The 13942-nt window shown below is 60.0% G+C and carries 12 protein-coding genes; 6 read left to right on the top strand and 6 right to left on the bottom strand.

What is annotated here, in order from left to right:
• Window positions 1-101: 101 nt before the first annotated feature.
• From HDF09_RS00700 to HDF09_RS00690, 3 genes are all read left to right on the top strand, one after another.
• Window positions 102-1439 carry an alpha-amylase family glycosyl hydrolase gene (locus HDF09_RS00700; RefSeq protein ID WP_183760301.1) on the top strand — a complete coding sequence of 446 codons (1338 nt, stop codon included), beginning with the start codon at window positions 102-104 and terminating at the stop codon, window positions 1437-1439.
• A gap of 438 nt (window positions 1440-1877) precedes the next feature.
• Window positions 1878-2576: a phosphoribosylformylglycinamidine synthase subunit PurQ gene (gene purQ, locus HDF09_RS00695; RefSeq protein ID WP_183760299.1), complete on the top strand. Its 699-nt coding sequence runs from the start codon at window positions 1878-1880 to the stop codon at window positions 2574-2576.
• Between the two features lie 40 nt (window positions 2577-2616).
• Window positions 2617-3408, top strand: a complete 792-nt coding sequence (locus HDF09_RS00690) for a tyrosine-protein phosphatase (RefSeq protein WP_183760298.1) — start codon at window positions 2617-2619, stop codon at window positions 3406-3408.
• Window positions 3409-3443: 35 nt separating this feature from the next.
• Here the strand turns inward: HDF09_RS00690 and HDF09_RS00685 are convergent, their stop codons facing one another.
• Window positions 3444-4172: an SDR family NAD(P)-dependent oxidoreductase gene (locus HDF09_RS00685; protein WP_183760296.1), complete on the bottom strand. Its 729-nt coding sequence runs from the start codon at window positions 4170-4172 to the stop codon at window positions 3444-3446.
• Window positions 4173-4190: 18 nt separating this feature from the next.
• Window positions 4191-4760: a hypothetical protein gene (locus HDF09_RS00680; RefSeq protein WP_183760294.1), complete on the bottom strand. Its 570-nt coding sequence runs from the start codon at window positions 4758-4760 to the stop codon at window positions 4191-4193.
• Between the two features lie 301 nt (window positions 4761-5061).
• On the opposite strand from HDF09_RS00680, the gene HDF09_RS00675 reads away from it, so the two are divergent.
• Entirely contained in the window at window positions 5062-5361 is a 300-nt protein-coding gene (locus tag HDF09_RS00675) for a co-chaperone GroES (RefSeq protein ID WP_020713919.1), read from the top strand.
• 96 nt (window positions 5362-5457) lie between these two features.
• On the top strand, window positions 5458-7128 hold the full coding sequence (gene groL / locus HDF09_RS00670) for a chaperonin GroEL (RefSeq protein WP_183760292.1): 1671 nt from the start codon (window positions 5458-5460) through the stop codon (window positions 7126-7128).
• A 408-nt stretch (window positions 7129-7536) separates the two neighbouring features.
• On the opposite strand, the gene HDF09_RS00665 is transcribed toward groL, so the two are convergent.
• From HDF09_RS00665 to HDF09_RS21480, 4 genes are all read right to left on the bottom strand, one after another.
• Entirely contained in the window at window positions 7537-8505 is a 969-nt protein-coding gene (locus tag HDF09_RS00665) for a vWA domain-containing protein (RefSeq protein ID WP_183760290.1), read from the bottom strand.
• A gap of 321 nt (window positions 8506-8826) precedes the next feature.
• The gene (locus HDF09_RS00660) at window positions 8827-11259 is read right to left on the bottom strand and encodes a TonB-dependent receptor plug domain-containing protein (RefSeq protein ID WP_183760288.1); all 2433 of its coding nucleotides are present in this window, start codon (window positions 11257-11259) and stop codon (window positions 8827-8829) included.
• A gap of 135 nt (window positions 11260-11394) precedes the next feature.
• The gene (locus HDF09_RS00655) at window positions 11395-12387 is read right to left on the bottom strand and encodes a quinone oxidoreductase family protein (RefSeq protein WP_260180841.1); all 993 of its coding nucleotides are present in this window, start codon (window positions 12385-12387) and stop codon (window positions 11395-11397) included.
• Between the two features lie 43 nt (window positions 12388-12430).
• A complete protein-coding gene (locus HDF09_RS21480; RefSeq protein ID WP_465245926.1) occupies window positions 12431-12664 on the bottom strand; it encodes a DUF7336 domain-containing protein in 234 nt (77 codons plus the stop codon).
• Between the two features lie 209 nt (window positions 12665-12873).
• Here HDF09_RS21480 and HDF09_RS00650 point away from each other — a divergent pair, with 209 nt between their 5' ends.
• A complete protein-coding gene (locus HDF09_RS00650) occupies window positions 12874-13893 on the top strand; it encodes an ATP-grasp domain-containing protein (RefSeq protein ID WP_183763014.1) in 1020 nt (339 codons plus the stop codon).
• Window positions 13894-13942 lie beyond the last annotated feature (49 nt).

Below are 13942 nucleotides of genomic sequence, written 5' to 3'. Positions count from 1 at the left end.
TGAAGCAGAACTATAACTCAAGCCACTTTCCTTCGATGCGGACCTTGCAGCTCTCGAGGGAGACGCTCGCGCGAACTGCACTGGAATGGAGCACGATCAACATGGCCGTCATGATGCAGGCGTTTTACTGGGACGCTCCCAAGCACGACAACAAAGAGGGTGAATGGTGGAACTTCGTCGCTGAAAAGGTGGAAGATTTAGGCAAGGCCGGCTTCAGCGCGCTCTGGCTGCCTCCCGTCTCGAAGGCCTCCGACCACAACTCGATGGGCTATGACCCCTACGACTACTTCGACCTCGGCGACTTCGACCAGAAGGGTGGCACCAAGACCTTCTACGGCAACCGCGCGGAGCTTGAAGCGCTGATCGCGAAGGCGCACAAGAACGGTATGGGCCTGTATGCCGACATGGTGCTCAATCACAACTCCGGCGCGGACGAGGAGGAGGTCAACCCTCTCGACGGACAGAAGCGCTGGACCAAGTTCAACCCCAAGAGCGGCAAGTTTCCCCGCGACTGGAACTGCTTTCATCCCAGCCGCTATGAGCAGGTGATGATGGAGGGCGAGAACTTCGCGGGCTTCCCCCACCTCTGCCATCGCAACCCTGTCGTCTACACGGCGATGTTTGAGTACGCACGCTTTCTCATCGAGGAGCTTGGATTCGACGGCTTCCGCTTCGACTTCGTAAAGGGCTTCGGAGCGTGGATCATCGGCCTGCTGGCCAAATATCGCTACGTCAAGAATGACAAGGAGTTTACCCCTTACGTAGTCGGTGAAATGTGGTCGGGCGGCGAAGATATCGAACAGTGGCTGGACAAGGTGAACAAACTTACGGACACGCAGATTGCTGCGTTCGACTTTCCGCTTCGCTACAAGCTGAAGGATGTCTGCGACAAGCCGAGCTACGATCTGCGCAACCTGACCGACGGCGGCGCGGTAGTGATGAAGCGGCCTATGCACGCGGCTACGTTTGTCGACAACCACGACATGGGCGACAACGCGATCGTCAACGACAAGATGATGGCCTACTCGTTCATCATGGTGCATGAGGGGTATCCCAGCATCTTCTGGTACGACTACTACAACAACGGGTTGGCGCGGCCGCTGACACCAAACGGAATCGACGCCCTGATCATCGCTCACCACAAGTACGCAGGCGGCGACTCGCAGATCCTTCACGCCGATCCCGATCTCTACATCATGCAGCGCGTCGGCTACAAGGATGACAGCGTGGACCAGCCGGGACTGATCTACGTGCTGAACAATCTTGGTGACAAGTGGTCGGGCACCTCGGTCAAGACCAAGTGGCCTAATCAGAAGTTCGCTCCCATCGCATGGGACGGCCACGACACCGCCCACCCGGACGAGCGGACGACCGACGCTGAGGGCAACTCCGAGTTCCCTGCTCCTCCTCGTGGCTTTGCTATCTACGCTCCTGTGTAAGAGATGTCCTGCCGGACGGGCGCCCTACGCGGGCAGCGGTCACTTCGTGACGTGTGTACCGGTCGGGGCACCAGGAACACCCTGGGTCCTCCCGTTGGTCGGCACGAGTTTCTGGCTTGCGACCAACGGGAGCACCAAGCGAAGCGGTATACAAGTCACGAAGTGACCGCCCCACGCGCAGTGGGCCCGTCCGGCAGGACACGATACCCAAAAATAAACTTCTAAACCATGGCGCATTTTTAGCAAGCAAAAAACACGGTGCTAAAACACCACGTTAGCCACGCAAAACACCACGTTCTCACCAGCAAAAAACCATCATTTTGCACGGTGGAAAACCACAAACCCCCAATAAAACCGCACCCGCCACCACAACCAGATTTTTTTCCGTGTTCGCGCTCATTTTTCGAGTCCCGGAGAGGCGAATGCTATCCTTAAGGTATGAAATTTGGCGTTCTGGTCTTCCCCGGGTCCAACTGCGACCATGACACACACCACGTAGTGGACGCAATCGCGCACCAGCCCGTGACCTACCTCTGGCACGCCTCAGAGGACCTTCAGGGCTGCGACGCCATCCTCGTCCCCGGTGGATTCGCCTACGGCGACTACCTCAGAACCGGCGCCATCGCACGCTTTGCGCCAGTCATGCAATCAGTGAAGAAGTTCGCGCAAGACGGCGGACTGGTGATGGGGATCTGCAACGGCTTTCAGATTCTGTGCGAGGCCGGACTTCTTCCAGGTGCGCTGATGCGCAACGCCAGCCAGAACTACATCTGCAAACAAACCTTTCTGCGAACCGAGACGAACCACTCTCCCTTTACGCATGGACTGTCTCGCGGACACGTGCTGCAGATGCCGATTGGCCACATGGAAGGCAACTACTTCTGCGACTCCGACACGCTGGAAACGCTGAAGAAACAGGATCGCATTGCCTTTCGCTACGCCACGCGCGAGGGCGCGGTGACTGCTGCGGCGAACCCGAATGGATCGCTCGAGAACATCGCTGGAGTGCTGAACGAGGGACGCAATGTGCTGGGTCTGATGCCGCATCCTGACCGTTCCAGCGAGACACTGCTTGGCTCAGCCGACGGCTTGCTGCTATTTCAGGCGATGGCAGAGTCTTTGGCCGCGGCGCGATAACGCAGCCAGCCTGCTGACGCGGTGGTAAGCTGATCACGCAATGATTGACATTCACCATCACCTTCTGTGGGGCATGGACGATGGTGCTTCGACCCTCGAAGCCTCAGTGGCTATGGCGAAGATGGCTGCAGCGGATGGGATCACCCATATCGTGTGTTCGCCGCATTCGAACGGGCAATACTTCTACGCCCCTACAATCGTTGACGCAAAGATTGCAGAGTTGCAGGAGCGGTTAGATCGCGACTCGGTCGGCGTGAAGCTGGGCCGCGGATGCGACTTCCATATGTCCTATGAAAATATCCAGGAAGCCAAGGTTGACCCGGCGAAGTTCAGCATCAACGGCCTGGGTTATCTGCTGGTCGAAGTGCCGGACTACGGGCTGCCGCGCGGGTTGACGGAGATCTTCTATCAACTGCAGCTTGCCGGTTTGACACCGATCCTGACGCATCCGGAGAGAAACCCTACCCTGCAGAACGATCAGGATCGAATCGCGGAGTGGCTGCAGCGTGGGGTGCTGGTGCAGGTGACGGCGGGGTCTGTGCTAGGCCGGATGGGCAAGCATGCGGAACGGATGGCGCATGAGCTGCTCGAGAATCGGTGGGTGCACTTTCTGGCAACCGATGCGCACAATACGAGCTCGCGTGCGCCGAAGATGCGGGAGGCGTTGGAGCTGGTGGCGACGAAGTATGGCCCGGACTACGCACACCTGCTCTGCGTATCCAATCCTCTAGCGGTATTTATGGGGAAGCCGATGCCGCCGCAGTTGGAGCCGCTGAACCTCTATGAGGACATGCAGGAAAAGAGCTGGTGGCGGAGACTGCTGGGACGGTAGATTCGCTTAGAAGATAGGTCCTGCGGACATATCTTTTACAGTCCGAGGCCGCCGTCGACGGCGATGAGCTGGCCGGTAATGAAGTGGGGCGCCGTGGCAAAGAAGACGGCTGCTGCGGCTACATCTTCGGCGGTGCCGTTGCGCTGCATGGGTGTTTTGCGGGCGAAGTGCTCATAGGCATCGTCGACCTCTCCCTGAACGATCATGCCGGGGGCGATGCAGTTGACGCTGATCTCAGGCGCCCAGGCCTTCGCCATGGTCTTCGAGAGCATGTGCAGGGCAGCCTTGGAGGTGCAGTAGTGCCCGTGGGTGGCCCAGGGATGCAGGCCTCCAAGCGAGCCTATGTTGAGGATGCGCCCTTTGACGGCGCGCAGGTGCGGGTGCGCAGCCTTGGCCACGAGGAAAGGCGCGCGGGTGTTGGTGGTGAACATCGCGTCCCACTGGTCGACCGAGATGTTCTCGAGCGCTTCGGAGGCAAAGATTCCGGCGTTGTTGACGAGGAGGTCGATGCGGCCCAGATCGTTGACGACTGCGGCTACGGTCTGCTCGATGTCTTCTGGATTGCGTAGATCGCAGCGGATGGCCAAAGCGTCGACGTCGTGGGCCGCGAGCGCGTGCACGGCCTCCTCCGCCTCGGTTTGAGAGGCAAGATAGGTGATGGCTACGTTTGCCCCGCGTTCGGCGAGAGCCAGAGCGATAGACCGTCCGATACGCTTGGCCGCCCCAGTTACAAGCACGGTCTTCCCTGTTAGCGGCCTGTCCATAAACTCCTTCTTGCTACGTTATTGCTGGGGTGTTGAATTCGGAGTGGCAGGCTGCTGCGAAGTTGCGGGCGGAGTGGTAGGCACAGGTTTGGTTGTCGGCGTAGTCGGCCTTATGGGCTCCTGGACACCTGGCTTCCTGGTTGCGTCTTTGCCGTCATTGTTCTCGTAGGAGGAGACCTGTGCCCTGGGACGAATCATTGCGACGGCGATCTCTTTGGTGGCCCCGGTGACTTCATACTCTTCGGCAAAGGTCGCAAAGCCCGGCGCGATAACCTGCACGCGAACCGTGCTGCCTGTGGGGATAACGTCGATGATGGCTTTGCCGTCGGGATCGGTTTTGACCTCGAGGTTGCCCTCGTCCTTGCCGTCCATCGACGGGTTGAAGATAACGGCGGCGTTCATGATGGGCTTGCCGTTGAACTTCTTGACGACAGTGACCTCGATGTGGGAGGTGGCCGGGGGCGCCTTGTACTTGCGGCCGCGCTTTACGGGGGCGTCCTGATCCTGGGCCTTGGCGGGAAGGCTGGATGCGAAAGCAAAGAGGAGAACGAGAAACGATAGCGACCAGACGGTGCGACGTGACGACATGGCCTCATTCTACGACTTTTGAGCTCTGATTGTTGGATATGGTGCCGCCTGCGGTCGGTAAACGCTTGCGTGGGTTTCACTCACATTTCACGTAGCCGGGTTGACAACTGGAAGCGGGCTGACTATCGTTAGCAATCGGAAGGCTTGAGTGCTAACGGCTCTCGGGTTTGCCTGGGAGCGGGGCCTATTTGCCTATTCCACTCTTTTATTTGCAGCTCGGGCCAGTACTTGATGGCTGAAGCTGTGTTCTACAACGCGGACGGATAGCCGTTCGCCAAATCGCACCAAGGAGATGTAAGCAATGGCGACAACATCATTTACACCGCTGCACGACCGGATTCTGGTTCGGCGCATTGAAGAGGGCGAAAGCATTCGTGGCGGGATCATCATCCCGGATTCGGCAAAAGAGAAGCCACAGCAAGGCGAAGTGATCTCCGTCGGCAAGGGCAAGTCGAACGACGAAGGTAAGGTTTTCCCGCTGGATGTAAAGGCCGGCGACAGCATTCTGTTTGGCAAGTACTCGGGCACCGAGATCAAGATCGACGGCGAAGAGTTGCTGATCATGCGCGAAGAAGAAGTCCTCGGAATCCTCAAGAAGTAGCACTTCGTGCCGTATACCGCGGCTTCGCCGCACAATCGGCGCTCGGGCGCCTCATTAAAACTTTGACCGGTGAAAGCCGGTGACAGGAGCAACACAATGGCAAAACAGATTCTGCATGGAGAAGATTCGCGTCAGGCTATCCTGCGTGGTGTCAATATTTTGGCCGACGCAGTGAAGGTGACGCTTGGACCGAAGGGTCGCAATGTCGTTATCGAGAAGAAGTTCGGTTCGCCGACGATCACCAAGGACGGCGTGACCGTTGCCAAGGAGATCGAGCTTTCGAACTCGCTCGAGAACATGGGCGCGCAGATGGTTCGCGAAGTAGCTTCGAAGACCTCGGACGTCGCCGGTGACGGTACCACTACTGCTACTGTTCTTGCCCAGGCGATCTATCGCGAGGGTGTAAAGACGGTTGCTGCCGGTGCGAACCCGATGGCGTTGAAGCGCGGTATCGATAAGGCTGTTGAGGCCATCATCGGCAAACGCGATGAGAATGGCGTCTCGGTTGGTGGTGCGTTGTCGACGTTCTCGAAGCCGGTTTCGGGCGACATGATTGCTCAGGTTGGAACGATCTCGGCAAACTCTGACTCGCAGATCGGCGGCATTATTGCAGAGGCAATGAACAAGGTTGGCAAGGACGGCGTCATCACCGTCGAAGAGTCGCGCACGATGGAGACGCAACTTGAGGTCGTCGAAGGGATGCAGTTCGATCGTGGCTATCTCTCGCCTTACTTCGTGACCGATGCGGAGCGGATGGAGGTTGCTCTTGAGAATCCCTACATCCTGATCTACGAGAAGAAGATCTCGTCGATGAAGGACCTGCTTCCCCTGCTCGAGCAGATTGCCCGCACCGCCAAGCCCCTCGTCATCATTGCTGAGGATGTGGACGGCGAGGCGCTTGCGACTCTCGTGGTGAACAAGCTGCGCGGGACGTTGAATGTCGCGGCTGTGAAGGCTCCTGGCTTCGGCGATCGTCGCAAGGCGATGCTGCAGGATATCGCGATCCTGACCGGTGGCAAGGCGATCACGGAAGACCTCGGCATCAAGCTTGAGGGTGTGAAGATCGAGGACCTTGGCACTGCGAAGCGCGTGACGATCGACAAGGACAACACCACCATCGTTGATGGCGGCGGCAAGGATGGCGATGTCGAAGGACGCGTGAAGGAGATTCGCGCACAGATCGACAAGACCACCTCTGACTACGACCGTGAGAAGCTGCAGGAGCGTTTGGCCAAGCTGGTTGGCGGCGTTGCAGTGATCAAGGTTGGCGCGGCGACAGAGACCGAGATGAAGGAGAAGAAGGCTCGTGTTGAGGATGCGATGCATGCGACGCGCGCGGCTGTTGAGGAGGGGATTGTCCCGGGCGGTGGTGTGGCGTTTGTTCGCTGCGCGGCTGCGGTTGAGGATGTCATCAAGAAGCTAGAAGGCGATGAGAAGATCGGCGCCACGATCATTCGTCGCGCGATTGAAGAGCCTTTGCGCATGATCGTCTCGAACGCCGGCGAAGAGGGTGCGGTTGTGATCGGCAAGATCCACGAATCGAAGGAGGCCAACTACGGCTACAACGCCGCAACGGGCGCCTACGAGGACCTGGTGAAGGCTGGCGTTATCGATCCTACGAAGGTTACGCGTACTGCGTTGCAGAATGCGGCTTCGATCGCTGGATTGATGCTGACCACCGAGGCGATGATCGCCGATATCCCGGAGAAGAAGGAAGCTGCGGGCGGCGGACACAACCATGGCGGCGGTATGGATGGCATGTACTAGGAAGTTGTTTCAGGAAAAAAAGTGGAGCCCCGGTGAGAGCCGGGGCTTTGCTGTTTTTGCTGGTGTTTTGAGGGGTGTTTTGTAAAAAGTGGTGCGTTGATGGTGGTTTTTTGGTGGTGTAATCGTGGTGGTTTGCGTGGTGAACGTGGTGTTTTGGATGGTGGTTTTTTGGGGTTGAAAAATACGCCACTGTTTTGAAGATTTTTTTGTTAAAAGACTTTGTCCTGCCGGACGGGCCCACTACGCGTGGAGCGGTCACTTCGTGACTTGTATACCCCTTCGGTTGGTGCTCCCGTTGGTCGCAAGCTGAAGTTCGTGCCGACCAACGGGAGGACCACGCGAAGCTCTAAAAAGGCGTGCGAATGCCCGCTGCCCGCGCAGGGCGCCCGTCCGGCAGGATACCTTGGGTTAGTTGGCGACGACGGTTCCGGGGCGGACCTGGGTGGGAGCGCGGAGTTTGGTCTTGGGGAGGTCGGTTGACGTTCTCAGGCTGACGAGTTTTTTGTTGGCGTCTACGGGGAAGGTGGCGACGTAGGTTCGGGCAATGGCCTCCTGAAACTGCTTGAGGTAGGGTGCCATGGAGACAGGGTTCTGGCCGGTGCTTTGGTAGAGCGAGAGGCCACCGGTTCCCTCTGCGATCTGGGTGAGGTAGTTTTGTCCACTGAAGCTGCCGCGGCCACCGGCGAAGCCGGCGTCGCTGAAGTAGATGGAATAGACGGGTACGCCGGCGCGCTGGGCGTCGGTGACGGAGGCATCGACGTAGGGGCTGTTCTGGTTGAGCGGGCTGGTGCTGCCGTTGTAGGGGTCAACGCCGTTGGTGATCATGAGGACGAAGCGTGGTTTGTGGACGAGGCCTTCTCCGCGCTGGACGGGGCTGACCTGATTTTCGGCTTGGCCGGGCCAGTTCTTGACGAACTCGGAGAGGCAGAAGTAGGGGCTGGCGCTGACGCCGGGGATGCCGCTGGGAATGCGGAGGCCCTGGGCTGCGGCGGCGAGGTTGGAGGTGAAGCCTGAGGCTCCGGTGCCGGGGAAGACGGTGCCGTTCGCCATGTAGCCGACGAAGACTTCGGTGCCTGCGGGGAGGCTGGTGATGAAGGCGCGGAGGTTGTTCATCTCGCGGGCGACGCTGGTGCGGAGGCCGTCGTCGATGAGGAGGGCGACCTGGGCTCCGCCGGGGGGTATGGCGGCGAGGTTGGTGAGTGGGGTGACGCGGTTATCTACCTTGAGGGTGAGATCTTTTGCGGTGGGGCTGACGGGAGCTTTGCTGTCGAATGCGACGAGAGCCTGGGTGGTGGCAGGGCTCTCCTGGGCGTGGGCTGCGGTGGTGGTTGCTGCGGTCGCTGCCAGAAGAGTTAGTGCTAGGAGAGATCGGGTCATTTTTGTTTCCCTTCGTTGGATTAGACGGTGCAGTGAGGCTCTGCGATGCGGAGAGGGCGAGAACATACAAGATAGAAACACGGGGGAGATAGGTTCGTTGCGTTTTAGATGCTCTGTCCTGCCGGACGGGCGCCCTGCGCGGGCAGCGGTCACTTCGTGACTTGTGTACCCCTTCCGTTGGCGCTCCCGTTGGTCGCGAGTAGAATCTTGTGCCGACCAGCGGGAGGACCGTGAGTGTTCATCCTGCCAAGACCGGTATACGCGTCACGAAGTGACCGCTGCCCGCGCAGGGCGCTCGTCCGGCAGGACCTATCTTTCGGTTCAGTTACCGCCGATGCGGATCTTCAGGCCTGCGCGGATGGTGAAGGGCAGGCCCGGATAGCCGATGGGGCCGATGTGTTGCTGGCTGAGAAGATTGTCGAGCTGGGTGAAGGCCGTGACGTGGCGAGTAGCACTGAAGAGGAGGTTGAGGTCGAGCTTGGCGTAGCCGAAGTCGAGGTTCTGGTTGGGGAGCAGGAGCGTGTTGCCTCCGTTGCGGTCGTTGTGAAGCTGGAAGGTGGAGTCGTCGCTGCGGGAGGCGAGGGCGCCTTTGATGGCGGCGGAGAATCTGCTGGCCGTGTACTGGGCGGCGAAGAAGCCGGTGCTGGGTGGGCGATTGAAGGGGCGATTACCGACGATGGGTGATAGCGCTCCGATGGGGATGCCGGGCAGGTCGGGGTTGAAGGCGGGAGAGACGTTGTCAGAGGTGAAGGACTGCTCGACCAGTGAGGCGAGGTAGGTGTAGCCGGCGCGGAGGAAGAGGTGCGTGAGGGGCTGGTACTGGAGCTCGAGCTCGAGGCCCTGGGTGCGGTAGGCGAGGGAGTTCAGCGAGGCGGCTGGTACTTGTAGCGCGATGTTGGCGGGGATGTTGAAGTACTGCTCGAGACCGTTGGGGGCGAGGCGCTCTAGCTGATGGCTGAACTGGTTGTGGAAGTAGCCGGCTTTGAGGATGAGCTTCTGGTTGAGGATGTTCTGGTCGACGGCTACGTCGAAGGTGCGTGAGCGCTGGGCGGCGATGGGGTGGATGTTGTAGGTGGCGATTGCGGACTGGTTGGCGGTTTGCGCGAGAAGCGTGTCGAGGCTGGTGAACTGATCTTCGAGGGTCGGCTCCTGTACACCGGTGGCGATGTTGGCGCGGAGGCTGGTGCCGTGGAAGGCACGATGGCCGGGGAGGACTGGGACATAGGTGAGGCCGAGGCGTGGGGTTCCGGCGGTGCCGTAGAGGTGGTTGCGCTCGATGGCTCCGCCGAAGGAGTAAAAGATGCGGTGGTGGAGGTCGCCCTGGAGTTGGAGGGTGTATTGGAAGTTGGTGCGCTGGGCTTGCTGGTTGAAGCCGGTGGTGGGGTTGTAGAGGCGGCCGCGCTCGTCTTCGTAGTGGAAGCTGAAGAGAGCGGAGATGCGGTAGGGGAAGGTGTAGTCGGTCTGGTAGTAGAGCTCGTCGCGGTTGTGGACGTTGTCGAGGGTGGGTGAGAGGAAGGCGGCTTGTCCGGTTGCGGAGTAGCCGTTGGCTCCGCGGAGGATGACGACGTTGCCGTAGGTGACGTGTGGTACGAGGATGCCGTTGATGGTGGCGTTGCCGGTTCGATCGAACTGCTGCTCCTGTTCGCGCTTGCGACTGACGCCGTAGCGGGCGAGGTTGTGCCAGTTCCCTGCTAAGACGTTTTCGACGGTGATGCCGGAGTAGAGATCCTGATCGGATTGCTTGCCGGAGGCGGAGATGCCGTAGAGGTCGTGCGCTTGTGGAAGGCCGGCGGCCGAGTCGGCGTTGCGGAGGGTGAAGCGGGCGGTGGTGTTGGTGAAGATGGTGTAGCCGATGTTGGCGGTGCTGGTGATGAGGTGGAACTGGTCGCGCGGGAGGGCGTTGGAGGTGTTGAGGCGGCTGAAGGCGGCCTGATAGTCGAGCCTTTTGAAGGTGCCGGAGAGGATGGCTTCGTTGCGGTAGGTGTGGAGGTTTCCGGCGTCGCCGGTGTAGTCGAGTGTGGGGTGGAGGAAGTTGCTGCGGGTGGTGGCGAGGCTGACGATGGAGGCTTCGGCGCCGGTACCTTGGAGGGCGCTGTTGGCTCCGCGATAGATCTCGGGGCCGGTGAGGGCGGTGGTGGCGAGGGGCGTGAAGTCGAAGGGGCCGCCGATGTTGGTGGCGGGGATTCCGTCGATGAGGATTTTGTTGGCGTCGGGACTGCCGCCGCGGAGGTAGAGGCTGATGGGGCCGCCGGCCTGGCCGGTCTGGATGGCGTTGGTGCCGGGGGCTTGACGGAGGTCGTTGAGGAGATTGATTTGGGTTTCGAGGGACTGCGCGGGGATGAGCGTGATGGCTGCGGGGACTTGCTGGATTGGGGTGGGGATGGCGGTGGAGGTGGTGGCGAGTTGTGGGGTGACGGTGGCGTACTCGAGGACGAGGTTGCGGGTGACGATGGCGGTGCGGCCGCCGTAGAAGGCGTCGCCGATGCTGGGGGTAAAGGGCGAGGCGGAGGTGAGGAGGACGAAGCGGCCGGGGAGTCCGCTGCGGAGCTCATAGGTGCCGTCCATGAGGGTGAAGGTGAAGGCGACGACGCGGCGGCCCTGGATGAGCTGGATGCGGGCGTTGCCGAGTGGAGTGCCTAGGGGCGTGGTAACAGTGCCTCTTACTACTACGGCTCGGGCGGGTAGGGTGAGGAGGAGAGCGGCGGCGAGGGCGAGGAGGAGGCTGATCGCGCTGCGGGGCGCCGGGGTTTGCATGCTTCGATTGTAAGTTGCCTTGTCCTGCCGGACGGGCCCACTGCGCGTGGGGCGGTCACTTCGTGACTTGTATACCTTGTTTGGGCAAGGCTGGCGGCTTCGGTCCTCCCGTTGGTCGGAGGCTATGGGATTAGGCTACGGGATTAGGAGGAGTTTGCCGGTAGTGGCGCGGGACTCCAGCTCGCGGTGGGCTTGCGCGGCGTCGGCGAGGGGATAGACGTGCTCGACGCGGAGCCTGAGGGTGCCGTTGGCGATAGCGTCGAAGACGTCTTTGGCGCGGTGATCGAGTTCGGCGCGGGTGGCGATGTAGTCCTTGAGGGTGGGGCGGGTGACGTAGAGGGAGCCCATGGTGGAGAGACGGATGAGGTCGAAGGGTGGGACGGGGCCGCTGGCTCCGCCGAAGAGTACGACGATGCCACGGGGGCGGAGACACTGGAGGGATTGCTCGAAGGTGGATTTGCCAACGGAGTCGTAGACCACGGGGAGGCCTTTGTTGCCGGTTAGGGATTTGACCTTCGCGGCGAAGTCCTCTTTGGTGTAGAAGATGACCTCGTCGGCTCCGGCGGCGCGGGCGAGAGTGGCCTTTTCTTCGCTGGAGACGGTGGTGAAGACGCGGGCGCCGAGGGATTTGGCCATCTGGATGAAGAGGAGGCCGGTGCCGCCCGCGCCGGCGTGGATGAGGATCTCGTCGCCCGGTTGGACGGGGTAGGCGGAGTGGAGGAGATAGTGGGCAGTCATGCCCTGGAGGATGGCGGCGGCGGCTTGCTGGGTGGTGACGCCTTCGGGGATGGCTACGAGGCGGGCGGCGGGAGCTACGGCGAACTGGGCGTAGGTGCCGGGGATGAGGCACCAGGCTACGCGGTCGCCGGGCTTGAAGGTGGTGACGTCGGGGGCGACGGAGACGATGGTGCCGGCGGCCTCCTGGCCGAGGGTGTAGGGGAGCTTAGCGGGGTAGCGGCCCTCGCGAAAGTAGGTGTCGATGAAGTTGACGCCGGAGGCTTCGATGCGGAGGAGGGCTTCGCCGGGGCCGGGGGTTGGCGTGGGGAGGTCGGTGAGGGTGAGGACGTCGGCGGAGCCGGTGGTGTGGATCTGAATGGCTTGCATGGTCGTGAATGCAGGGTACAACATGCTGAATTCTCTGTGCGCAGTTGCCGAATCAAAAACGGTTTGTTTATGGGACTTGATCTTCCGCTATTCTCACAAAACCCTCAGTCCAGTGATCCTGTCCGATTTTGTATGGATGGATCTCAAAGCCTTCGGGATAGTCAACGAACCCCGGTTGCACATTCAATCGACTAATAGCGTCTCTCGCGTTTGCTTCAGACAGATACACTCCGATCAAAAGCTCTGTGTCCTCTTCATTTTCCCGCTCACTGACATACCAAAGTAAATAGACTATATCCATTTCCACACCTATACTTTCGCCATCTTCCCCTGAACACTAAATAGATAAATCACGCAGGTTCACAAGTCGCAGAGTCATTCACTGAAGCGTGCAGGTAATTTCTTCATCTAAAATTGAGATATTAGATTCGAGAGGCTACCGTTCAGTCCTCTGTTGTAACTGTGGGGCGAGTTTTGAGTCGAACGTTTGAAGGGGATGTGAAGAAGATTATGTCCAGCCGTCAGTCTTTGCCTATTGCGATTTATTATGAGCAGCCGATCTGGTTCAGGCTGTTGTTTGAGGAGTTGGATCGACGTGGGGCGAACTATGTGAAGCTGAGTGCGGTGGAGCACAGCTATGGGCCGGAGGATCATCCGGAGGACAAGTATGCGGTGGTGCTGAACAAGATGAGCCCTTCGGCGTGGAATCGCGGGCATGGGGATCAGATCTTTTACACGCTGGGGTTTCTGGAGCACCTGGAGAGCAGAGGCGTTCGCGTGGTGAATGGCGTGAAGGCTTTTCGGAGCGAGCTGTCGAAGGCGGCTCAGCTTTCGATGCTGGAGGCGCTGGGGCTTGGGTATCCGAAGGCGCGTGTGATGCACCGGGCTTCGCAGGCGAGTGCGGCGGCGGAGGGTTTGCGCTTCCCTGTTGTGGTGAAGCCGAATATTGGTGGCAGTGGAAGCGGTGTGGTGAAGTTCCAGACAAAGGAGCATCTGGCGGAGGCTTCGGCTACCGAGAACGGGCTGACTCTGGGGATGGATTCGACGGGGCTGGTGCAGGAGTTTGTACCGGCGCGCGGGTCGTTCATCGTTCGCGTTGAAGTTTTGAACGGGAAGTATTTGTACGCGATTAAGATACATATCACCGGCGAGACGTTTGACCTTTGCCCGGCGGATATCTGCAAGACACCGTTGGGCGTGGAGCTGGAACGTGCGGCTTGCCCGATTGATGCGGCCAAGGATGGGCTGGCGGTAGAGGCTTTTGAGGCGCCGCCTGAGGTGATCGAAGAGGTGGAGCGGCTGATGGCTGCTGCGGGGATCGAACTGGGCGGCGTGGAGTTTATGGTGGACGACCGCGACGGAGTGAGGATGTACTACGACATCAATGCGCTCTCGAACTTTGTGGCCGATGGGCAGAAGGTTGTGGGCTTTGACCCGTTTGTGAAGCTGGCGGACTGGCTGGAGGAGGAGGCTCGGATGGTGAATGAGCGACGGGCGGGTGTGGGGGAGATGGCGGGGGCGCGGCTTTGAGCACGTTGGGGAGCACAACGACAGGGAGCACAACGTCTTCGATCGCAAC

It is taken from the genome of Edaphobacter lichenicola (genome assembly GCF_014201315.1).
Lineage (GTDB): Bacteria > Acidobacteriota > Terriglobia > Terriglobales > Acidobacteriaceae > Edaphobacter > Edaphobacter lichenicola_B.
Note: the sequence above shows the minus strand (reverse complement) of the source record. Positions and strands in the feature narration are given on the sequence as shown.